The 22,512-nt window shown below is 73.0% G+C and carries 17 protein-coding genes and 1 pseudogene; 12 read left to right on the top strand and 6 right to left on the bottom strand.

What is annotated here, in order from left to right; all coding sequences use genetic code 11:
- Positions 1 to 62: 62 nt before the first annotated feature.
- The 5 genes from ACFZB9_RS24610 to ACFZB9_RS24590 form a co-directional block, all read right to left on the bottom strand.
- Entirely contained in the window at positions 63 to 821 is a 759-nt protein-coding gene (locus ACFZB9_RS24610; RefSeq protein ID WP_391450470.1) for a thioesterase II family protein, read from the bottom strand.
- A gap of 31 nt (positions 822 to 852) precedes the next feature.
- Positions 853 to 1,047: a ferredoxin gene (locus tag ACFZB9_RS24605; protein WP_391450468.1), complete on the bottom strand. Its 195-nt coding sequence runs from the start codon at positions 1,045 to 1,047 to the stop codon at positions 853 to 855.
- Between the two features lie 27 nt (positions 1,048 to 1,074).
- The gene (locus tag ACFZB9_RS24600; protein ID WP_391450466.1) at positions 1,075 to 2,253 is read right to left on the bottom strand and encodes a cytochrome P450; all 1,179 of its coding nucleotides are present in this window, start codon (positions 2,251 to 2,253) and stop codon (positions 1,075 to 1,077) included.
- Positions 2,250 to 3,311: a DegT/DnrJ/EryC1/StrS family aminotransferase gene (locus ACFZB9_RS24595; protein WP_391450464.1), complete on the bottom strand. Its 1,062-nt coding sequence runs from the start codon at positions 3,309 to 3,311 to the stop codon at positions 2,250 to 2,252. Before ACFZB9_RS24595 ends, ACFZB9_RS24600 begins: the two co-directional genes overlap by 4 nt.
- Before the next feature lie 72 nt (positions 3,312 to 3,383).
- Complete coding sequence (locus ACFZB9_RS24590; protein WP_391450462.1) at positions 3,384 to 4,769, bottom strand: glycosyltransferase; 1,386 nt, start codon at positions 4,767 to 4,769, stop codon at positions 3,384 to 3,386.
- Between the two features lie 338 nt (positions 4,770 to 5,107).
- Between ACFZB9_RS24590 and ACFZB9_RS24585 the strand changes: the two genes are divergently transcribed.
- The 4 genes from ACFZB9_RS24585 (at position 5,108) to ACFZB9_RS24570 (ending at position 14,635) form a co-directional block, all read left to right on the top strand.
- Positions 5,108 to 7,921, top strand: a complete 2,814-nt coding sequence (locus ACFZB9_RS24585; RefSeq protein ID WP_391450460.1) for an AAA family ATPase — start codon at positions 5,108 to 5,110, stop codon at positions 7,919 to 7,921.
- A 65-nt stretch (positions 7,922 to 7,986) separates the two neighbouring features.
- Positions 7,987 to 10,818 carry an AAA family ATPase gene (locus ACFZB9_RS24580; RefSeq protein ID WP_391450458.1) on the top strand — a complete coding sequence of 944 codons (2,832 nt, stop codon included), beginning with the start codon at positions 7,987 to 7,989 and terminating at the stop codon, positions 10,816 to 10,818.
- A complete protein-coding gene (locus ACFZB9_RS24575; RefSeq protein WP_391450456.1) occupies positions 10,772 to 13,588 on the top strand; it encodes an AAA family ATPase in 2,817 nt (938 codons plus the stop codon). Before ACFZB9_RS24580 ends, ACFZB9_RS24575 begins: the two co-directional genes overlap by 47 nt.
- A gap of 360 nt (positions 13,589 to 13,948) precedes the next feature.
- On the top strand, positions 13,949 to 14,635 hold the full coding sequence (locus ACFZB9_RS24570) for a LuxR C-terminal-related transcriptional regulator (RefSeq protein WP_391450573.1): 687 nt from the start codon (positions 13,949 to 13,951) through the stop codon (positions 14,633 to 14,635).
- Between the two features lie 60 nt (positions 14,636 to 14,695).
- Here the strand turns inward: ACFZB9_RS24570 and ACFZB9_RS24565 are convergent, their stop codons facing one another.
- Complete coding sequence (locus ACFZB9_RS24565) at positions 14,696 to 14,926, bottom strand: acyl-CoA carboxylase subunit epsilon (RefSeq protein ID WP_391450454.1); 231 nt, start codon at positions 14,924 to 14,926, stop codon at positions 14,696 to 14,698.
- Positions 14,927 to 15,242: 316 nt separating this feature from the next.
- On the opposite strand from ACFZB9_RS24565, the gene kdpF reads away from it, so the two are divergent.
- The 8 genes and pseudogenes from kdpF (at position 15,243) to ACFZB9_RS24525 (ending at position 22,501) form a co-directional block, all read left to right on the top strand.
- Complete coding sequence (gene kdpF / locus ACFZB9_RS24560) at positions 15,243 to 15,332, top strand: K(+)-transporting ATPase subunit F (RefSeq protein ID WP_391450452.1); 90 nt, start codon at positions 15,243 to 15,245, stop codon at positions 15,330 to 15,332.
- 1 nt (position 15,333) lies between these two features.
- A complete protein-coding gene (gene kdpA / locus ACFZB9_RS24555; protein ID WP_391450450.1) occupies positions 15,334 to 16,998 on the top strand; it encodes a potassium-transporting ATPase subunit KdpA in 1,665 nt (554 codons plus the stop codon).
- Positions 16,995 to 19,109: a potassium-transporting ATPase subunit KdpB gene (gene kdpB / locus ACFZB9_RS24550; protein WP_391450448.1), complete on the top strand. Its 2,115-nt coding sequence runs from the start codon at positions 16,995 to 16,997 to the stop codon at positions 19,107 to 19,109. The genes kdpA and kdpB overlap by 4 nt, the downstream gene beginning before the upstream one ends.
- A 15-nt stretch (positions 19,110 to 19,124) precedes the next feature.
- Positions 19,125 to 19,763, top strand: a complete 639-nt coding sequence (gene kdpC / locus ACFZB9_RS24545; protein ID WP_391450446.1) for a K(+)-transporting ATPase subunit C — start codon at positions 19,125 to 19,127, stop codon at positions 19,761 to 19,763.
- Positions 19,764 to 19,787: 24 nt separating this feature from the next.
- A pseudogene (locus tag ACFZB9_RS24540) lies at positions 19,788 to 20,894 on the top strand (universal stress protein); the annotation flags it as partial.
- Between the two features lie 308 nt (positions 20,895 to 21,202).
- Complete coding sequence (locus ACFZB9_RS24535) at positions 21,203 to 21,694, top strand: universal stress protein (protein WP_391450444.1); 492 nt, start codon at positions 21,203 to 21,205, stop codon at positions 21,692 to 21,694.
- A gap of 379 nt (positions 21,695 to 22,073) precedes the next feature.
- A complete protein-coding gene (locus tag ACFZB9_RS24530) occupies positions 22,074 to 22,220 on the top strand; it encodes a hypothetical protein (RefSeq protein WP_391450442.1) in 147 nt (48 codons plus the stop codon).
- A gap of 113 nt (positions 22,221 to 22,333) precedes the next feature.
- Positions 22,334 to 22,501, top strand: coding sequence for a hypothetical protein (locus tag ACFZB9_RS24525; protein ID WP_391450440.1), 168 nt, complete (start codon positions 22,334 to 22,336; stop codon positions 22,499 to 22,501).
- The last annotated feature ends 11 nt before the right edge of the window (positions 22,502 to 22,512 follow it).

The following is a 22,512-nucleotide window of genomic DNA, read 5'->3' as shown; positions in this document are numbered from 1 at the left end:
TGTCCTGCACGTGTCGTGTTGACGGGGTGCGAGGAGCCGAGGCGCGAGGAGCCGATGTGGTGTCATCCCCGGTCGAGCTCGCGCGCGATCTCGTCGTTCACCGCCGCCTGCTGGCCGGTGAGGAAGAAGTGGCCACCGGGGAACACCTTGAGCCGGAACGCCCCGGTGGTGTGGCGCTGCCAGGCCTGTGCCTCGGCGAGCGTGGTGCGCGGGTCGGCGTCCCCGGTCAGCACGGTGAGCGGGCAGCGGACCTGGCGGTCCGGCGGGCAGCCGTACGTCTCGATCGCGCGGTAGTCGCCGCGCAGCGCGGGCAGCGCCATCCGCAGGATCTCGTCGTCGCCCAGGAGTTGGGCCTGGGTGCCGTCGAGCAGGCGCAGCTCGGCGAGGATCCCGTCGTCGCCGAGCCGGTGCACCGCTTCGGTACGGGTGGTGGAGGGCCCCCGGCGGCCGGAGGCGATGACCGATAGGGGTGCGTGCACGCCCTTGCGCTCCAGCCGCCAGGCGGTCTCGAAGGCGAGCACCGCGCCCATGCTGTGGCCGAAGAAGACGGTGGGCCTGGCATCCAGCGCGAGGAGTTCGTCGGTGATCAGGTCGGCCAGCGTGCCGATGTCCTCGACGCACGGCTCGCGGCGCCGGTCCTGGCGCCCGGGGTACTGCAGGGCGATCACGTCCACGTCCGGGGAGAACCTGACGCTGACCGGGTGGAAGAAGCTGGCGGAGCCCCCGGCGTGCGGGAAGCAGACCAGCCGGACGGGGCTGTCCGGAGCCGGGTGGAAGCGCCGCAGCCACAGGGCAGCCGTGGAGTTGTCCGTGCCGTTCACGGGATCGTCGGTCCTTACGTCGTAGGTGGGTTCAGGCTTCCTGGACGGTGATCGTGCGGGACGGGCAGAGGCCGGCCGCCCGCCGGGCCCGCGCCCACTCCTCGGCGCCGGGCTCCGGGCGGAGCAGCGTGACCAGCCCGTCCTCGTCCTGGTCGAAGACCTCGGGCGCGGACAGCACGCACTGCCCCGCGCCGATGCAGCGGTGGGTGTCAACGGTGATGCGCATGATCGTTTCTCCGGTCGGGTTCGCGGGTCACCAGCGGACCGGCAGCTCGTGCAGCCCGCACAGCACGCCGTCGTACTTGAACGGCAGCTCCTCGATGGGCACGGCGAGCTCCAGGGTCGGGATGCGCTCGAAGAGTCTGCGGTAGGCGATCTCCAGCTCGACCCGGACCAGGTTCTGGCCCAGGCACTGGTGCACGCCGTAGCCGAACGCGACGTGGTGGCGCTCGGCACGGGACGGGTCGAAGGCGTGCGGGCAGGCGAAGACCTCCGCATCGTGGTTGGCCGCGCCGACCAGTGGCACGATCCCCTCGCCCGCCCTGATCAGCTGGCCGGAGATCTCCACGTCCTCGACGGCCACCCGCAGCGAGACCAGGTCGGCCACCGAGTGGATCCGCAGGGTCTCCTCGACCGCCCGGTCGTCGCCGATCCACGCGGGGTTGGCCAGCAGCGTCACCACTCCGAGCGCGATGTTGTTGGCGGTGGTCTCGTGGCCGGCGATCAGCAGGAGCAGCAGCACGCCCGACAGTTCCTGCGCCCTGATGGTGCCGGTGGCCAGCAGCCTGCTGATCAGGTCGTCGCCGGGCCACTTCTCCTTGATCGCGACGAGCCGGTTGATGTAGCGCAGCAACTCCTTGGTGGCGGTGTCGCGCTGCTGGTCGGTGGAGGCGCGGATGGCGACCAGGGTGCGGGTGCGGGACTCGAAGAAGTCGCGGTCGACCGGGGGTACGCCGAGCAGCGTCGAGATCACCAACGAGGGCACCGGGAGCGCGAACTCGGCGACCAGGTCCGCCTGGTTCCCCGCGGCGAGCAGGGCGTCGATCCGCTCGTCGACCGTGCGCTCGATCGCGGGGCGCATCTCGCGCACCCGCCGGACGGTGAACTCCGGGATCAGGGCCTTGCGGAACCGGTCGTGCTCCGGCGAGTCCAGGCCCACGAACCAGCCCGGGATCTGCTCCTGCCGGGGAACGCCCATGGTGGCGCTGATGTTGGGGAAGCCCGGGTGGTCCGGGTTGGAGCTGATGCCGCGGTTGGTCAGCACCTCGCGCACGTCCTCGTGCCGGGTCACCAGCCAGCACTTGTTGCCGTTGGGCAGGTAGGACAGCACCAGACCGCGCTGCCTGCGGTACTCCTCGTAGCGCGGCGGCGGGAACGGCTCACCGGGCCGGCGCAGCGGGAAGTCCACCACGGGGGGTTCGGCGCCGCTCACCCGGCGCTCCCGTAGAAGGCACGGATCCGGTCGGTGATGAACTCCTGGTCGGCGGCGGTCAGCGCGGTGTAGGTCGGCAGGTAGAGGCCGTCCTCGGCGAACCGGTTGGCATTGAGCGAGGGCCAGTGCGGGGCGAGGTAGCCCGGCTGACGGCTCATCGGCTTGAAGAAGAGCCTGGTCTCGATGCCCTCGTCGGCCAGGAAGGCGCGCAGCTCCTCGCGGCGCTCGGCGCGCAGGTCGTACATCCACAGCACGTCGCGCGGCGGCATCAGGGTGATCCCCGGGATGCCCTTGAGGCCCTGGTCGTAGCGGTGCTCCAGGTCGCGGCGGGTGGCGAGGAGCTCGGGCAGGCGCTCCACCTGGGCCAGCGCCAGCGCTGCCTGGATCGCCGTCATCCGGAAGTTGTAGGCCAGCTTCTTGTGGACGAAGCTGTGGTCCGTGGTGAAGGCCATCGCGCGCAGGTGCGAGAGCTGGCCGGCCAGCCTGGCGTCGTTGGTGAGGCAGATGCCGCCCTCACCGGCCGTGATGATCTTGTTGGCGAAGAGCGAGTAGCACGCGATGTCGCCCACCGGGCGGATGCCGTGCGCCTCGGCGGAGTCCTCGACGACCCTGAGGTTGTACTGGAACGCGATATCCATGATCGCCTCCATGTCGCACTGCCGGCCGTAGACGTGGACCGGCATGACGGCCTTCGTCCGCGGTGTGATCTTCTCCTCGATCCGGCTCGGGTCGATGTTCAGATCGTCGCCGCAGTCGACGAAGACCGGGGTCGCGCCGGTGTAGCTGACGGCCCAGGCGGAGGCGATCATGGTGAATTCCGGAACGATCACCTCATCGCCGGGACCGATGCCGAGCGCCCGCAGCGCCAGGGTGAGCGCCGCCGTTCCGGAGGAGCAGGCAACGCCGTACGCGATCGAGTTGCAGTCGGCGAATGCCTGCTCGAAGCGCTGCACGTACGGGCCCTGGGAGGAGATCCACCCGTCGTTGATCGTGTTCGTGACATATTCGAGTTCCCGCCCGTCGAGGGCGGGCCGGGAAACGGGGTACCTGAACGTCATTCGGTCCTCACTTGCTGGATGCTTCATCGACTTCCTGGTCTGCCGGGGCTTGTCCGGCGAGCGGGCGTCCCGTCAGTTCAGCGCCGGGAGGCCGAGGATGAGGTCGGCGGCCCGGGTGCGCCCGCCGGCCGCCCGCTGCAGTTCCCCGAGCCGCTCGGCGCGGCGCCGGAAGGCAGGGTCGCCGAGCACCCGGGTGAGCTTGTCGACCACGTCGCCCGGGTCGATGGTCTGCGGCCGGTCGAGGGTCAGGCTGATGCCGAGGTCCTGGCCGCGCACCGCCTGGTCGAAGCAGTCCACCCAGAGCGGGCGCACCACCAGGGGCTTGCCGAAGTACACGCCCTCGTGGAAGCCGTTGCCGCCGCCGTGGGTGAAGAACACCTCGACCGCCGGATGGGCGAGGACGTCGAGCTGCGAGGGCAGCCAGCTCTCGATGCGCAGATTGCCCGGCAGCGATTCGCGCGCGGGCAGCAGGTGCTGCTGCTCCTCGGGCAGCTTCCACAGGAACTGGTGCTTGCCGTCGAGCCGTCGGGCGACCTCCACCAGCGCGCCGACCTGGTCCCGGGTCAGCCGGGTGATGGTGCCGAATCCCATGTAGACGACGGAGGACCGGGTGTCGAGCCACTCCCGGAGCCCCGCGTCGTCCTCGGGCCCGGAACTCTCCGGCAGCGGTGGCATCACCGCCCCGATCAACTTCATCTTCGCCGGGATCTCGAAGGGGTAGTCCAGCTCCGGTACGGAATTGCACAGGACCATTTCCGCCCGGTCGATCCGGGTCATCGGACTGGGCGCCGGCAGGCCCAGCTCCTTGCGAATCCTGGCGTCCTCGGAAAGGACCTTCCCCATGGTCGGGTTGACGAACAGGGCCAGTGTCCGGAGTTTGAACAGCCGATTGCTCATGCGCTGCACGGCATTCATCGGGAACGGAAGTCCGGAGTGCGGCACCGGGAAGTTCTTCGGAGTGTACGAACTGCCGAACGGGTTGTGCGAGGTGAGCACGTTGCTCGGCAGGAACGGGACGCTCAGGACGAACGGGATGTTCCGGGTCAGCGCCAGGTCGACGGCGTAGGAACTCATCGATTCGATGACCATCAGCGCCGGGCCGACCTTCTCCACCACCGCTTCCAGCCGGCGGTACTTCTCGGCCTGGAGATCGGGTCGGTACGACTGCCGGATGACCGCGCGGTGTGCCTTGAAACGCGAGGACTGGGTGACCTCGCGGTAGACCTCGTCGCTCCAACTGACCGCCGACAGTTCGGAGAAGACCTCGCCGAGGGAGGCGAACTCCACCGGCGTACGCCCCGCCGAACGCTGCACGTCCGCGCGCCGGGGCTCGTCCGTGGCGAACCAGAGGTCGGCTGTGCCGCGCTGGGCGAGTTCGCGCGCCAGCACCAGCATCGGGTTGAGCAGACCGCTCTCCGGGAGGCTGACAAACAGGATCGGCCGCGGTGTGGTGCTCATCGGGACTCCCTCGGGCATGGCCGTGGTCGGGCGTGGTGGCTGCACCAGAACTTGGTCTCACGCCCGGCGCCGGGAAATCCTTAGACTCGGGGCGACAGCCCTCCGAGGACGGCGGCGTGGGCCTGACGCGCGAGTCCGGTGGGCCCGCCCCCGACGGCTCGGACAAGCGATCGAGTTCGCTCCGCCGACCATTCTTGACACTACTCATACGGTTCGAGTCGTCGACTGAGGGTAATCTGACGCAGGCCGACGCCTTTGTGGCGCAGCGGCTCGGAATCATCCCGGGAATACAGCGGTCCCGGGCCGTCTCGCGGGGGCGATGGGGGGAATGTCTTTTCATGACCAGCGCGGCCGCTCCGGTTCTGCCCACCCCGATAGTCGGCCGCACTGACGAGCTGAAAACACTCGAGACGCGGCTGGCCGACGCCTGTCGTGGCCAGGCCGCCCTGGTGGTGATATCCGGGGCGACCGGTATGGGAAAGACCCTCCTGCTGCGGGCCTTTCTGGAACGCACGTCCGGCCGGGAGCTGACGGTGCGGCACGGCGCGTGCGGTCGCGGCGCCGCAGCCGGTCCCGGCTACGCCGCGGCGCTGGCGCTGTTCTCCGGACTCGGCCTCGGTCACCAGGACGTGGCGCAGCGGCCCGCCGGCCCATCGCGCTACCGGATCCTGCACGGCCTGCACGCGCTCGTGGTCGAGCTGACCGCGCAGCGCCCGCTGGTCCTGGTCCTGGACGACGCCCACGCCTGCGACGAAGAGTCGCTGCGCTGGCTGGACTTCACGCTGCGCAGGGCCCAGGGCCTGCCGCTGCTGGTGCTCCTCGCCCGGCGCGCCGAGGAGGAGCCGGCCGCGCCGGCGGCCTGGGCCGACCTCCTCGCGCAGCCCGCGCTCTCCTCGGTGCACCTCGGCCCGCTCGGCCACGCCCAGGTCGGCGCCCTGGCCAGGCAGGCCTTTCGGGTGCCGGTCGACCCCTCGTTCGCCCGACGCGTCGGCGACTGCTCCGGCGGCAATCCCCGCCGCGCCACCCGGCTGCTGCGCGCGCTGTGTGCGGAGGGCGTGCGGCCGGACGCCCACGGCGCGATCCGGGCCACCGAGCTCGGCGGCCGGCTGATCGCACTGTCCGTGCGCGGCAGGCTCGCCCGGATGCCGTCCTGGATCCGCGAGGTGGCCACCGTGACGGCGGTGCTCGGCGAGGACTCGCCGGAGCTGCTCGGAGCGCTGGCCGGCCTCCCCGGCGCGCTGGTCCAGGACGCGCTGGCACTGCTGCGTCGCGGTGAACTGCTCGCCCCGCGGCATCCGGCACCGATGGACGAAGCGGTGCGCCGCGCGGTCCTCGAACCGCTCAGCACCGAGGAACTGACCGGCCTTCGCGCCAGAGCCGCCCTGCTGCTCAGCGACGCCGGCCGCCCGGCCGAGCAGGTCGCCGGCCACCTGTTGCAGCTGCCCGGCGCACCGGAGCCGTGGATGGTCACGGTGCTTCGCGAGGCGGCCGAGCGGGCCGAGGAGCGCGGCGCCCCCGGCAACGCGGCCGCCTTCCTGCACCGGGTGCTGGAGGCCGAGCCGCAGGACGATGCGGTGCGGCTGCGGCTGGCCACCGCACTGGCCCAGGCCGACCCGCTGGAAGCCGTTCCGCTGCTGGGCGAGGCGCTCGCCCGGGCCGCCGACGCGCGGGCCAGGGCCAGGATCGCCGTGCAGTACGGCATGACCTGCCTGGCGGCCCACCAGGCCCCGGCCGCGGCCGGGGAACTGGCCGCGGTCCTGCACACACTGCGGAGCGAGCTCGACCCCGACGACGAGCTGCGGACGGCGGTCGAGTCCGTCCTGTTGATCACCGGCTCCGCCGACCGGAGCACCGCCGCCTCGGTGTGCGAGCGCATCGCGCGATCGACCGCGCCGGGCGCCGGCGGACCGCAGGCCCAGCAGGGGCATGCCCTGAGCGCGCTGCTGTCGGCCCTCTACAGCTGCTCCAGGCAGGTGACGGTCGAACACGCCCGGCGGGTGCTGGACACACCGGAGCCGGCCGCACCGAGCTGGCCCCTGATCACCTCGGCCATGGCGCTGGGGCTCGTCGACGAGACGCAGGACGCGCTCGTCGCGCTGGAGCGCGCCCTGCGCTGCGGGCAGGGGGACCACTCGGAGTGGACCCGTGCACTGGCCCTGTCCGGCCGAGCCCTCGTGCGCTACGCCACCGGCGCGATCCCCGAGGCGATGGCCGATGCCCTGACCGTGCTGGAGAGCGTCGGGGAGGAGAGCTGTGGCGCGCGACTGACCCTGCCGCGCGTGGTGCTGGCCAACGCACGACTCGACCGGGGCGAGCCTGAGCGGGCCGAGCAGTTGCTCGACGGGATCGACCGCCCGCGGCCGCAGGGCTCGATCCTGGACTACCACCCGTACCTGCTGGCCCGGGCGCGGGCCCGGTGGGCGCTCGGTGACCCCGAGGCGGCCCTGGGCCTGCTGCTGGAGAGCGGCCGCGTCCAGGAGGCGGCCGGCCTGGCGAACCCGGTCTTCTCCCCGTGGTGGGCGGAGGCCTGCCATCTGCTGGCCGCCCTCGGCCGCCCGCACCAGGCCCGCGAGTTCGCGGAGCACGGTGAGGAGTTGGCGCAGCGCTGGGGAACGGCCCGCGGGCTGGGCCAGGCGGCGCTCGCCCGCGGTGTGCTCACCCCCGGGCGGCCCGGGATCGAGCTGCTCGCCGAGTCGGTGGCCCGGCTCTCCTGCTCGCCCGCCCGCGCCGAGCACGCCCGGGCCGAGTACGCGCTCGGCCGGGCCCTGCTGACGACCGGCGACCTGGCCGGCGCGCGCGAGCACCTGCGCGCCGCCACCGACCGCGCCCGGGGCTGCGGGGCGCTGGCCCTCGCCAGGGCGGCCCGTGGGCTGCTGATCACCGCCGGTGGCCGGATGCGGGAGATCACGGCCGCGCCGGTCGACATGCTGACCGGCGCGGAGTGCAAGGTGGCGGCCCTGGTGGCGGGCGGGGCGAGCAACCGCCAGATAGCGCAGACCCTGTTCGTCACGGTGCGCACCGTGGAGACACACCTGACCAGCGTCTACCGCAAGCTCGGGGTCGGGCACCGCGCCGCGCTGGCCTCGGCGCTGCCGCCCCGGGCGCTCACGGTGCCGCCCCGGGCCCTGGCACTGCCCGCCCGCCACTGCTGAGGGACCCCTCGCGCCGACCGGGCGCCGACGAACAGCACGCTGATCCGAAAGCCTGAGAACTGACCATGCATGGACCCACCGCTGCCGTCGCCCCCCTGGTCGCGGGCGCGCGAACGCCGTCGACGGATCCGGCCCCGGGCTTCCGGGAGGACGAACGGCGCATCCTGGACCGACTGCTCGCCGACCTCGCGGCGGGCCGCTCGACCGTCGCCACCCTCACGGGCCCGCCCGGCTTCGGGCAGCACGGGCTGCTGCGCTGGGCGGCCCGCCGGGCACCGCGGCACGGGGTGCGGGTGCTGCGGGCCGCCGCGGCCCGGTCCGAGTGCCGGTCGGGCTACGGCGTGGTCGGCCAACTGCTGGGTCAGCCGGCCGAGCCGGGTGGGGCGGCGGTGCGCTCGCGGGGTTCGTCGGACCGGTCCGGCGGGCTGCCGGGGCTGGCCGCCCTGGTGTCCGCGGTCCGGGGGCTGCCCACCCTGCTGACGGTGGAGAACGCGCAGTGGCTGGACCCCGAGTCACTGCACTGGCTCTGCGCGCTGGTGCGCCGCTCGGCGGACCTTCCGGTGGCCGTGCTGGCCGGCGGCAGCGGTGTCACGGCCACCGGACCCGACTGGCGCAGCCTGGCCGGCGCGTCCCCGGGCCCGGTCGCCGTGCGCGAGCTGGTGCTGGCGCGGCTCGGCCCCGCCGACACCGCCGCCGAGGTGGCCCGGGCCTGCGGCGGCACCGGCGAGGAGCGCTTCGTCGCGGCCGCGCACGCGGTCACCGACGGCAACCCCGCGGTCCTGTGCGAGACCCTGCGGCAGTTCGCCGCGCGCGGACACCGCCCGGTCACCGCCCGGGCCCCCGAACTGCGGGCGGTCGCCGGCCGCGTGCTGGGCGACCACGTCACCCGGGTGCTGGGCGGCCTGGACGAGGAGACGGTCGCCGTCCTGCGGGCGCTGGCGGTCTGCGGCGACCTGCTGGACCTCGCCGCCGTGTGCCGGCTCGGCCGGGCGACCTCGCTGGACGAGGCCCGGCTGCGGGCGGCCCTGGCGGCGACCGGATTCGTCCGCCCGCGCGGCGCGCGGCTTCGGCTGGATCCCGCCGCCCGGGCCCGGGTGCTGGAGGGGATGACCGCCGACGAGCGCGCCGAACTGCACGCCGCGGCAGCCGAACTGGCCCATCGGGCCGCGGCGGACGACCAGGCCGTCGCCGCCCTGCTGCTGGGCGCGCGGCCGATCCGAGCGCCCTGGGCGAGCTCCGTGCTGAGCCGTGCGAGCAGGGCCGCACTGCGCCAGGGGGAGCGGGAGCGTGCCGCCGGCTGCCTGGTCCGGGCGCTGGCGGAGGAGACCGAACCCGAGCGGTGTGCCCGGCTGGCCCTGGAGCTGGCCGCCGTCGAGCTGTTGAGCGTGCCCGAGGCAGGCGACCGGCGACTGGGCGGGATCGTCCGCGACCGGACGACGCCCGCGGCGCTGCGCACCCGGTGCGTCGACCTCGCCCTCGGCTGCGGCGACGCCGACGCGATGCGCCGGGCCGTGGCCGAGGTGCTGCCCAGGACGAGTGGGACGGAACGCGAGGACCTGATCGCCCTGTTCTGGTCCGCCGACCCGAGCGGCCCGGACGGCGGTGCGTCGTTCCCGCCCGAGGTCCCCGCGCTGCCCGAACACCCGGCCTCGCCCGCCCAGGCCGGGGTGCGCGCCTGGCGCCTCGCCCTGGCCGGCGACGGCCGGGAGCAGGCCAGGGAGCTGGCCCGCCGCGCCCTGTCCCGGCGGGCCCCCGCGCCCGGAGCCGAGCTGCTCCAGCCGCGCCTGGCCGCCTGCCGAGCCCTGATCCTGACCGACGACCACGACGAGGCCGACGCCGGACTGACCGCGCTCCTGGCCGATCTGACGGAGCGTCAGATCGGCATCGGCCTCGCGCCCGTGCTCGCCGTCCGGGCCGAACTCCAGCTGCGCCGCGGCAGGTTGGCGGCCGCCGAGCGCGACATCGCGGCCGCCGAGCGCGCCCTGCGGCCGGCCGGGCGGCCTGCCGCCACGCTCCACCTGGAGGCGGTGCGCATCATCGTGGAGCTGGGGTGCGGCCGGCTGGACCGCGCGCGCTCCCTTGCCGCCGTACCGCTGCCCGATGCGGCGCAGGCCGGTCCGCACTGGCCCCAGCTGCTGTTCGCCCGGGCCTTGGTGGCCGCGGCCGAGGCGAACCCGCAGGAGGCCCTGGAGCTGCTGCGCGAGACCGGTCGGCGCCTGCTGAGCCGCCATCACCTCAACCCCTCCCTGCTGCCCTGGCGTTCACTCGCCGCACGGGCCTGCCGTGCGCTCGGGGACCACCAGGAGGCGGCGCGCCTGAGCCGTGCGGAACTGCTGCTCGCCCGGCGGTGGGCAGCGCCGATCGCCGTCGCCTGGGCCGAGCTCTGCGCCGACCCCGCGGACGGGACCGACCGGCCGGCCGAGCTCGCCCGGATCGTGCGGACGGCGAGCTCGGGGCCGGCCGGTCCGGGCGGCCCGGTGCACGCCCGCGCGCTGGCCGAGCTGGTCGCCGCCGAGCTGACGCGGGTCGGCGGCAGCCAGTCCGCCGCGGCGGCGCTCGCCGAACTGTCGCGGCTCGACCCGACCCATCCGGCCGGGCCGATGGCGGCGCGGGCACGCTCCCTGGCCCGGGACCTGGCGCGGTCGTGCGAGCCGCACAGCGAGGAGCACCCGGCCTGGAGCACGCTGTCGCCGACCGAGCGGCAGACCGCGCGCCTGGTCGGGCAGGGCCACAGCAACCGCTCGGCCGCCGACATCCTCGCGGTCTCCACCCGCACGGTCGAGCTCCGGCTGAGCCGCACCTACCTCAAGCTCCGGATCAGTGGCCGCCAGGAACTCCGCTCGTTCCTGCGTGAGATGGAAGGACACCCAGCGGATGCTGCTCGAACGGGACTGTGAGCTGACCCTGGTGCGCGAGGCGGTCCACCGCTGCGCCACCGGCGGGTCCGCGCTGCTGGTGACCGGCCCGCTCGGGATCGGCCGGTCGGCGCTGCTGGGCGAACTGGCGGTCCGCGCCGCCGGCCAGGACGTCCACGTGCTGCGCGCCCATGCGGCACCGATGGAGCGGGACTTCGCCTTCGGCGTGGTGCGCCAGCTCTTCGAGGGCCTGCTCGCCGCGGCCCCCGCCCCGGCCCGCGAACGCTGGCTGCGCGAGGCCGGAGCCGCCCGGCCGGTGGTCACCGACGACATCCTGCCGGCCGGCGAGGAGCCCGACGCCGCTCCCGAGGCCGTGCTGCTCGGCCTGTACGCGCTGCTGGCCGCGATCGGCGCGGAGCGGCCGCTGCTGCTCCTGGTCGACGATCTGCAGTGGACCGACCGCGCCTCGTTGCGCTGGCTCGCCCACCTCGCCAAGCGGCTGCGCGGGCTGCGGGCCGTACTGGTCTGCACGCTGCGGGACGGCGACCGGATGGCGGGTGACCCGCTGGTGCACGAGGTGGCGGGCGCGGCCGACCAGGTGCTGCGCCCCGGACCGCTGTCGCCCGGCGCCACCCGGCAGTTGATCCATCGTCAGTTCGGCGAGCCGGCCGACGAGGAGTTCGCCAGGGCCTGCCAGGAGAGCGCCGCGGGCGTCCCGCTGCTGCTGACCTGCGTGCTGGCGGGCCTGGCAGCGGCGGGCGGCCGGCCGAGCGCCGTCCACGCGGAGGCGGCCCGCGCGCTGCGGCCCGCGCACCTGCGGGATCGGCTGGCGGGCTGCCTGCGCACCCAGTCGCAGCCGGTGCGCGACGTCGCCGCGGCGATGGCGACCCTCGGCGAGGAGAACGCCCCCGCACTGGTCGCCGCGCTGGCAGGGCTGGACCCGAGCGGCTGCACGGCGGCCCTGCGGGCTCTTCACCGGCTCGGTCTGCTGGCCGAGGAGGGTGAACCGCGCTTCGTCCACCGGGTGGTCCAGGACGCGGTCGAATCCGCGATGACCATGGCGGAACGGACCGGCTGGCAGGAGTCGGCGGCGAGCCTGCTGTACCGCAGCGGACGCCCGGCCGAGCAGGTCGCCGCCCAGCTGGTGGCCGTCCCGGCCGCCGGCCACCCCTGGTCGGTCGCGGTGCTGCGCGCTGCCGCGCAGAGCGCACTGCGCCGCGGCGCGCCCGAGACGGCGGCCCGCTACCTGCTGCGCGCCCTGCTGGAGCGCGCCGAGCAGAACGAGGACCGGGCCCGGTTGCTGGTCGAACTCGCCGAGGTGGAGCAGGCGTTCGACCCGTCGGCCGCCGAGCGGCACGTCGCCCAGGCGATGCCGCTGCTGGCCGCGGCCACCGACCGGGCGGCCGCGGCACTGCGGGTCGCGCCCGGTGTGCTGGGCACCCTCAGCCCCTCGGCGGTGGCCGTGCTGCGGCAGGGCGCCGGCGAGCTCGGCGCCGCTGAGCTGCTCGAAGGATCGGCGCGCGCGGTGGCCCTGCGGCTGGAGGCCCGGCTGCGGTACTGCGGCCGGGAGGACGGCGGCGAACTGGGCGCCGCCGTCGAGCGGCTGCGCGGGCCGGGGGGCGAGCCGCCGGTCTGCTCGGCTGCCGAGCGCGAGCTGCTGGCCGTCCTGCTGGACGCGGCCACGCTCAGCTGCGGCCTGCTGGCCGCCGAGGTCGCCCGTCACGCCGGCCGGATCCTGGAGCGCGAACCGGCCACCGCGGCGCGCGCGCACGCGGTCCTGCCCTTGGTCGTGTGCGCGCTGGTCGCCGCGGATTCGCCGCAGTCCGGCCAGTCCTGGCTGGCGGCGCGCGAGCGCAGCCGCCGGGAGGGCGGCACCGGCGCGGACGCGGTCGGCAACGCCGAGCAGGCGTTGGTCCGGTTGGCCTGCGGGCGGCCGGCCCGGGCGCGGGAGTACGCCGAGCGGGCGTTCGACCTGGCCGCGTCCGAGCGGCAGCACAGCGGAGCGCTCGCCACCGCCGCGCTCGCCGCGGTCGCCCTGGAGGGGGGCGACCCCGTGCTGACCGAGCGGGTGCTGGCCGAAGCCGCCCGCCGCCCGCCGGTGGGGCTGCTGGAGACGGTGATGCTCCGCCTCCTGCAGGTCTCGGTCCACGCGCGACAGGGCCGGCGGGAGCGGGCCCTGGACGCCGCACTGGCGTGCGGGCGGGAGCTGGCGGCGGCAGGCTGGCGCAATCCCGTGCTCTTTCCGTGGCGGCCCTGGGCGATCAGCCTGTCCCACCGGCTCGGTGACACGCACTCGGCCCAGGCACTCGCCGAGCAGGAGTATGCCGAGGCCGTGTCGTGGGGTGCGCCGGTGGGGGTCGGTCGCGCGCTGCGGCTGAAGGGCAGGCTGCAGGAGACGGGCACGGGGACCGAGCTGCTGCGCGAGGCCGTCGAGGTCCTGCGGAGCTCGGCCAACGAGCTCGAACTCGCCCGTGCGATGCGTTCGCTGGGCAGCAGGCTGGGGCGGGGAGCGGAGGCGGAGGCGATGCTGCGCGAGTCCGCCGAACTCGCGGCGCTCTGCGGGACGCCGTGGTCGGGCCCGGACGGGGGTGTTCCGGTCGGATCCACGGGCGGGCCGGTACTGACCCCCACCGAGCGCCGGGTGGGGACGCTCGTCGGCGGCGGGCTGACGAATCAGGAGATCGCCGAGACGCTCGGAGTGAGTTCCCGGGCCGTCGAGAAGCATTTGACGAATTCCTATCGGAAGCTCGGGATATCCGGTCGGCGTGAGCTGGTCGCGATCCTCGGCCAAGTACCGCCGGCTGCCCGGTGAGCAGAACCGCGGAAATCCTTCGGTCCCCGCACCCCGGTTCGGTCCGCCCGCCCGGAGCCCTTCGGGCGGCTGCCCGGCGCCGGGCCGCAGGAGCAGACATTTGCGCTGGTCACAGGCGTACCGGGCGGTAGGTCGGGCACCGTACCGTACCGAACCGCCGAAGGTACGGGTTCGGACCGAACCCCACCGGTGGACGACCACGGGGTTGGCGGCGAACGGGTCTTGGCGCATTGACCACAATAGCCGCGTAAATCTAGGCTCTGTTTCATGCCCACCGTGCGGTCCGCAGAAATGGCCGCCGGTGCGGCGGGCTCAGAGTTCCGTGTTCTGAATTCGTAAAGGGGAATGAGTTCCTTGGGGATTTCCGCTCCCGTCCTGGAGGACTTGGCGCAGACCGTGGCGCCGCATGTCGAGTCCGACCGCGCCGGGTCGCCTCAGGCCCATCCGCAGCTCGACCAGCCGGGCCTGAATCTGGCCTGCCTCGACCGGACACTCACGATCCAGGAGGCCACTCCCGAGTTCTTCCGGCAGTTCGGGACCTCCGCAGCGGGTCTGTGCGGCCGCACCTTCTGCGATCTGGTCCATCCCAGCGTCCAGCAGCCGCTGCTACGACAGTTCGCCGGCCTCGTCGAGGGCCGCCGCGACCGTTTCGCCACCGAGGTCATCGCGGTCGGCACCGAGGACGAGGCGTTCACCGTCCCGCTCACCGCCGTCGCGGTGCGCGGTGGAACCCCCGAACTCTCCTCGATCCTGGTGATGATGTCCGGGCGTGAGGAGAGCGTGGACGCGGGGGTCGTCAGCAACCGCAAGAAGCTGCTGAGCGAGATCGACGCACGCATCCTCGAAGGCATCGCGGCCGGGGTCTCCACCGTCCCGCTCGCCGCCCGGCTCTACCTGAGCCGCCAGGGCGTCGAGTACCACGTGACCTGCCTGCTGCGCAAGCTCCGGGTCCCCAACCGGGCCGCGCTGGTGTCCCGTGCCTACTCCATGGGCGTCCTCAAGGTGGGTGTCTGGCCGCCCAAGGTCGTCAACGACTTCATCAAGTGAGGCCGTGCGGCCGGGGCCGGGCCGTACGGCCTCACCCGGCCGCTCCGCTGTGAGCCGCTGTCATGCCGCAGCCCAGGCGCTCGGGGCCCGGTAGTTCGTCCCGGCCCAGCGTGCCCGCCGCGCCACCACGGCCGCCGGCCTGCCGCAGCCGTCGGCCGCGGCCGCTGCGGGCCGCCGGGCGAGCGTCAGGACCACGGTGAGCGCGGCGAGTTCCTCCTCGGTCACCCGGCCGCGCACGACGCGCAGGACGGGCGCCCCGGCCGCTGGGCGGACCATGTCGTCGACGAGCAAGACTTCCCCTCCTCCACGCCTGTGCACGCGTGCGATCCGTGTGCCCGGCCCGCCCTGATCGGTGTGTCGCAGGGTTACGACCCTACGGACTCCGGACTAGGGGAAAGTGCAGACCTGCCACCGCCGGCCACCCGCGGAGGGCTCCGACGGCTGCTCCCAATGGACCACGCACAGTGAGCGGGCCCTCACGCCCCGGTACAGACTCGTGGGGACCGACACACTGGGTGGAGCCTGCCATGACCGACCTTGCCTTCATCGGCATCACGATCCTCGTGTTCGCCGTCCTCGCCCTGATCGCCAAGGGGGTGGAGCGGCTGTGACGGCCGACAACATCGTGGGCCTGGTCGTCGCGGCCGCGATCATCGTCTACCTCGTCCTGGCGCTGATCCGCCCCGAGAGGTTCTGAGGTGAACCCCACGCTCGCGGGCTTCCTGCAGGCGCTGGCACTGGTGGCGGCGCTCGCACTCTCGCACCGCCCGCTGGGCGACTACCTGGCGCACATCCTGACCAGCGCCAAGCACCTGCGCGCCGAACGCGGCGTCCACCGGCTGATCGGCGTCAACGGGGACTTCGACCAGACCTGGATGGCGTACCTGCGCAGCGTGCTCGCCTTCTCCGCGGTCTCGGTGCTCTTCCTGTACGGCTTCCAGCGGTTGCAGAACCACCTCTGGCTCTCGCTCGGGTTCCCCGCGGTGCACCCGGCGACCGCCTGGAACACCGCGGCCTCGTTCGTCACCAACACCAACTGGCAGTCGTACTCCGGCGAGTCGACGATGGGCCACCTGGTGCAGATGGCGGGGCTCGCGGTCCAGAACTTCCTGTCCGCCGCGGTCGGCATCGCCGTGGTGGCCGCGCTGATCCGCGGCTTCCACCGCACCGGCACCGACCGGGTCGGCAACTTCTGGGTGGACCTGGTGCGGGTGACCGTGCGGCTGCTGCTGCCGGTCTCGGTCGTCCTCGCGATCGTCTTCGTGGCCTCGGGCATGGTCGAGAACCTGCACGCGGCCGCTCAGGTCAGCACGCTGAGCGGCGGCAGCCAGAGCATCACCGGTGGGCCGGTGGCCTCGCAGGAGGTCATCAAGGAGCTCGGCACCAACGGCGGCGGCTTCTACAACGCCAACTCGGCGCACCCGTTCGAGAACCCGAATCCGTTCACCAACTGGCTGGAGATCTACCTGCTGCTGGTGATCTCCTTCTCGCTGCCGCGCACCTTCGGCACGATGGTGGGCGACCGGCGCCAGGGCTACGCGATCGTGGCCGTGATGGCGCTGTTCTGGGTGGGCTCGGCCGCGCTCCTGACGTTCTTCGAGTGGCAGCACACCGGCACCGCGCTGCACGCGGCGGGGGCGGCGATGGAGGGCAAGGAGGTGCGCTTCGGCATCGCCTCCTCCGCGCTCTTCGCCTCGTCCACCACGCTGACCTCGACCGGCGCGGTCAACTCCTTCCACGACTCCTTCTCGCCGCTGGGCGGCGGGGTGACGATCTTCGACATGATGCTGGGCGAGATCGCGCCCGGCGGCACCGGCTCCGGGCTGTACGGGATCCTCGTGCTGGCCGTGGTCGCCGTCTTCGTGGCGGGGCTGATGGTCGGGCGCACGCCCGAGTACCTGGGCAAGAAGCTCGGCGGCCGGGAGATGAAGTTCGCCTCGCTCTACATCCTGACCACGCCGGCGATCGTGCTGATCGGCACCGGCACGGCCATGACCTTCAGAGCCGAGCGGGCCGCGATCCTGAACAGCGGTCCGCACGGGTTCTCCGAAGTCCTGTACGCCTTCACCTCGGCGGCCAACAACAACGGCTCCGCGTTCGCCGGCCTGACCGCCACCAGCACCTGGTGGAACACCGCGCTCGGCCTGGTCATGCTCTTCGGCCGTCTGCTGCCGATGGTCTTCGTGCTGGCGCTGGCCGGCTCGCTGGCCCAGCAGCAGCCCGTCCCGGTGACCGCGGGCACGCTGCCCACCCACCGGCCGCTCTTCGTGGGGATGCTCTCCGCCGTGGTGCTGATCGTGGTCGGCCTCACCTACTTCCCGGCCCTGGCCCTGGGGCCGCTCGCGGAAGGCCTGCACAGATGACCGTTCCCCTTGCCCGCGCGGGTGACGAACCGCCGGCCGAGCCGCACGACGCGCACCGGGTCTCCGGCGGACTGATGGACCCGGGGCAGCTGCTGCGTTCGCTGCCCGACGCGGTCCGCAAGCTCGACCCCCGGGTGATGGTCCGCAACCCGGTGATGTTCGTGGTCGAGATCGGCTCGCTGCTCACCACCTACGCGGCGATCCGCCACACCAGCGCCTTCGCCTGGGTGATCACCGTGTGGCTCTGGCTGACCGTCGTCTTCGCCAACCTGGCCGAGGCGGTGGCCGAGGGCCGGGGCAAGGCGCAGGCCGCCACGCTGCGCCGGGCCAAGTCCGAGACGATGGCCCGGCGCCTGGCCGACTGGCCCGCCTCGCCGGCCGAGGAGCAGGTGCCCGGCACCGTGCTGAAGCTCGGCGACCACGTCGTGGTCGAGGCCGGTCAGGTCATCCCGGGCGACGGCGACGTGGTCGAGGGCGTGGCCAGCGTCGACGAGTCGGCGATCACCGGCGAGTCCGCGCCCGTCATCCGTGAGTCCGGCGGCGACCGCAGCGCGGTGACCGGCGGCACCAAGGTGCTCTCCGACCGGATCGTCGTGAAGATCACCTCCAAGCCCGGCGAGACGTTCATCGACCGCATGATCGCGCTGGTCGAGGGCGCCGCCCGGCAGAAGACGCCGAACGAGATCGCGCTCAACATCCTGCTCGCCGCGCTGACCATCGTCTTCCTGCTCGCGGTCGTGACGCTGCAGCCGATGGCCACCTACGCCGGGGCCGAGCAGACGATCGTCGTGCTGGTCGCCCTGCTGGTCGCGCTGATCCCGACCACCATCGGCGCGCTGCTCTCGGCGATCGGCATCGCCGGGATGGACCGCCTGGTGCAGCGCAACGTGCTCGCCATGTCCGGGCGCGCGGTCGAGGCCGCGGGCGACGTCTCGACGCTGCTGCTGGACAAGACCGGGACGATCACCTTCGGCAACCGCCAGGCCGCCGAGTTCACCCCGGTCACCGGCGTCGAGGTGGGCCGGCTGGCGGATGCCGCGCAGCTGTCCAGCCTCGCGGACGAGACACCCGAGGGCCGCTCGATCGTGGTGCTGGCCAAGGAGAAGTACGGGCTGCGGGCCCGCACCCAGGCCGAGATCGGTCACGCCGAGTGGATCGAGTTCACCGCCCAGACCCGGATGAGCGGCGCCGATCTGCACGAGGACGGGGGCATCCGGCGGATCCGCAAGGGCGCGGCCGGCTCCGTCGTCGCCTGGGTGGAGGAGAACGGCGGCCGCTCCGGCGAGGAGATCGGCACGCTGGTCGAGCGGATCTCCTCGGCCGGCAGCACCCCCCTGGTGGTCGCCGTCCACGACGCCGGTGAGGCCGCCCGGGTCCTGGGGGTCATCGAACTCAAGGACGTGGTCAAGCACGGCATCCGCGAACGCTTCGAGGACCTGCGCCTGATGGGCATCAGGACCGTCATGATCACCGGCGACAACCCGCTGACCGCCAGTGCCATCGCGGGGGAGTCCGGCGTGGACGACTTCCTCGCCGAGGCCACCCCCGAGGACAAGATGGCCCTGATCCGCCAGGAACAGGGCGGCGGCAAGCTGGTCGCCATGACCGGCGACGGCACCAACGACGCCCCCGCCCTCGCCCAGGCCGATGTCGGGGTGGCGATGAACACCGGCACCTCGGCCGCCAAGGAGGCCGGGAACATGGTGGACCTGGACTCCGACCCCACCAAGCTGATCGAGATCGTCGAGATCGGCAAGCAACTGCTGATCACCCGCGGTGCGCTGACCACCTTCTCGATCGCCAACGACGTCGCCAAGTACTTCGCGATCATCCCGGCGATGTTCGCCAGCGTCTACCCGGGCCTACGGCACCTCAACATCATGCACCTGCACAGCCCGACCTCGGCGATCACCTCGGCGATCGTCTTCAACGCACTGATCATCATCGGACTGATCCCGCTCGCGCTGCGCGGGGTGCGCTACAAGCCCTCCTCGGCCTCCGCGCTGCTGCGCCGCAACCTCGGCGTCTACGGCGTCGGCGGGCTGATCCTGCCGTTCGTCGGGATCAAGCTCATCGACCTGGTCGTCCAGTTCATCCCCGGTCTGCACTGAGCGAAGGAGCCCGCCGTGGCACGTCCCCTGCCGGCCCTGGTCCGGCTGCACCTCACCGGTCTGCGCCTGCTGCTGGTCTTCACCGTGGTCTGCGGCCTGGCGTACCCCCTGCTGATCACCGGCATCGCCGAACTCGCCTTCTCCCACCAGGCCAACGGCTCGCAGCTGAAGCAGAACGGCCAGGTGATCGGCTCCAGCCTGCTCGGGCAGAACTTCAACCTGCCCAAGAAGAACCCCAACGACCCGAACGAGCAGGCCCAGCCCGACCCCAAGTGGTTCCAGCCACGCCCCTCGGCAGCCGGCCCCACCGGCTACGACCCGCTGGCCTCGGGTGCCTCCAACCTCGGCCCCAACGACGCGGGCCTGACCCGGACCGTCCAGGAACGCCGCGCCGCCACCGCCGCGTTCGACGGTGTCCCGGCCGGCCAGGTGCCCCCGGACGCGCTGACCGCGAGCGGCTCCGGCCTCGACCCGGACATCTCGCCCGCCTACGCTGATGAGCAGGTCAACCGAGTGGCCACCGCGCGCGGCCTCGACCCGGCCAGGGTCCGTCAGCTGGTCAGGGACCACACCCAGGGCCGCGCCCTGGGCTTCCTCGGCGAGCGGCGGGTGGACGTCGTCACGCTCAACCTCGCGCTCGCGCGGCTCGGTTGACCCCGGCCGGCAAGGAGGCGCGCGGTGGTTGAGCAGAATGCGACCCGGGTCGGGCGCGGCCGGTTGAAGGTGTACCTCGGCGCCGCACCGGGCGTCGGCAAGACCTACCGCATGCTCGACGAGGCCCTGCGCCGCCGGGCCCGCGGTACCGACGTGGTCGTCGCCTTCGTCGAATGCCACGGCCGGGAGCGCACCGAGTCCCTGCTCGACGGCCTTGAGACCCTGCCGCGCGCACACCGCACCTACCGGGGCACCGAGTTCACCGAGTTCGACCTCGACGCCGCGCTCGCCCGCCGCCCCCAGGTGGCGCTCGTCGACGAGCTCGCCCACACCAACATCCCCGGCGGGCGCCACCCCAAGCGATGGCAGGACGTCGAGGAACTGCTGGCCGCCGGCATCGAGGTCATCACCACCGTCAACATCCAGCACCTGGAATCCCTCAACGACGTCGTCCTCAAGATCACCGGAGTCCCGCAGCAGGAGACCGTCCCCGACGAGGTGGTGCGAGGTGCCTGGCAGATCGAGCTGGTCGACCTGGCCCCGGAGGGCCTGCACCGCCGGATGGCGCACGGCAACGTCTACGCCGCGGAGCAGATCGACACCGCGCTCGGCAACTACTTCCGGATCGGCAACCTCACCGCGCTGCGCCAGCTCGCCCTGCTCTGGCTGGCCGGCCGGGTGGACGAGCGGCTGCGGGACTACCGCGAGCAGCACGGCATCGGCGAGGTGTGGGAGACCAGCGAGCGGGTCGTGGTCGCGCTCACCGGCGGACCCGAGGACGACACGCTGATCCGCCGCGCCGCCCGGATCGCCGCCCGAACCGCAGGCGGCGACCTGCTCGCCGTACACGTCGCGCACGGCGACGGGCTCGCCGACGCCTCGCCCGAGGCCCTCACCGCCCAGCGCGACCTGGTGGAGAGCCTCGGCGGAAGCTTCCACTGGGTGGTCGGCGACGACATCCCCGCCGCCCTGCTGGACTTCGCCCGCTCGCAGAACGCCACCCAGCTGGTGCTCGGCACCAGCCGCCACGGCCGGTTCGCCCGCGCGCTCAGCGGCCGCGGCATCGGCGAGACCACCGTCGAACTCTCCGGCGACATCGACGTCCACATGGTCACGCATGAGGCCGCGGGCGGGCGGGGGCGCGGACTGTTCGGCGCGACGAAACACCACGAGCCGGATGCTCGCGAGGACACCCTCGACCTCGCGACCGCCCCGGACGCCGAACAGAGCCCGGACGGGGCGCATGTCAGGGGTTCGTCAGGAAGCGGCGACGGCGCGTCTTGGACGCGTTAAGAGGCGGGGAAGCTGTGCTTCGCCAGGTTTCCATGGATCAGCGGGACAGCGGGCTATGAGCCGACTGTTTCAAAGGTCCAGTTCGCATGGCGTCTGGAAAGCGAAGGCCCCCGAGTGGGGTCGGAAGATCGAGGAAGTGCAGCACCATGGCCGAGACCAGCCGGGTCGTCGTCGGAGTCAGCGGATCGAAGCGGAGCGCCGTGGTCCTGCGACGTGCCGTGGCCGAGGCGAGCAGGCTGGGCGCCGTCCTCGTCCCGGTGATCGCCTGGACCCCGGTCGGCGGGGAGCGGGCCCACCCCTGCCCGTCACTGGCGGCGCTCTGGCAGCAGGCCGCCCGTACCCGTCTCGATGAGGCGTTCGCGGACGCCCTCGGCGGTTACCCGACCGGTCTGCGGATCGACCCGGTCGTCATCCGCGGCGAGGCCGGCCCCGCCCTGGTCCGGATCGCCGACCGCCCGGACGACGTCCTCGTGGTGGGCGCCGGCCGCCGGGGTCCGCTGCAGCGCCTGGTGCACGGCACGGTCAGCCGCTACTGCGTGGCCCGGGCCCTGTGCACGGTGATCGCCGTGCCGTCCGACGCGGTCGTCGCGAGCCTGGCGCAGCCGGCTGACGACGCGTCGAGGCTGATCGCGGCGTAGGGCCTGCCTGTCGATTCCCCGCCAGTCGTGCGGGCACTCGTCGACGGTGACCCTGCGCCGCTCCTGGCGCCGCTCTCCGAGGGCCGGTCGTCGACTGATTCAGCGCTGGGTCAGGATGGTCCGTGCCAAGCCATCCGCTCGGCCGCCCCCCGGCCTGGCGGGGCGGGGCGGGTGCCGGGCATCGACCGTTGGTCGATGTCCGCGCAGCCGAAGTCGGCGTACCGGTGTGGCAGTTCTGTTGACGGTGCTGTCCGGCTGGGCAACACTGGCTGACGGTCGCGTCACGCGCGACCGAGGCATATTCAGTGAGGCCGCACGACACCTGGTCACCTGAGTCGTGGTGGCCTGTGGTGCCACACCTGTGTCAGGAGGACTCTCCATGGAAGCTCCCACCGTACAAGCTCCGCAGGGCGACACCCTCATCACCGACGAGGAGTTCGACCTCGTGATCGGCGAACTGGAGCAGAGTGCTCCGGAAAGCACGCGGGATGTCGGGAGCTGTCACCGCGTCTACTGTTTTCTGTAGTAAGCGATGCTGGAGCCTTCCCTGGGAACGGCTCCCCCCGGACAACGTCGTGAGCCGCCGGATCCGGCGGCATCCGACTCTTGCCATGCCGCTTCCACCGTCCGGAGATAGCGATGGAGACTTCGACCGTGCAGGCGCGGCAGAGCGACGCCCTCACAGCGGACGAGGAGTTCGACCTGGTGATCGGTGACCTGGAGCAGGACGTTCCGGACCACCGGCAGACCAGGATGGACAGCTTCCCGCACTCGTCGTCCTGTGCGGGCGTCTACTGCTGCTTCTAGGCACAGCACAG

The organism is Kitasatospora sp. NPDC008050 (assembly GCF_042957465.1).
In the GTDB taxonomy this organism is placed as follows: Bacteria; Actinomycetota; Actinomycetes; order Streptomycetales; family Streptomycetaceae; genus Kitasatospora.
Note: the sequence above shows the minus strand (reverse complement) of the source record. Positions and strands in the feature narration are given on the sequence as shown.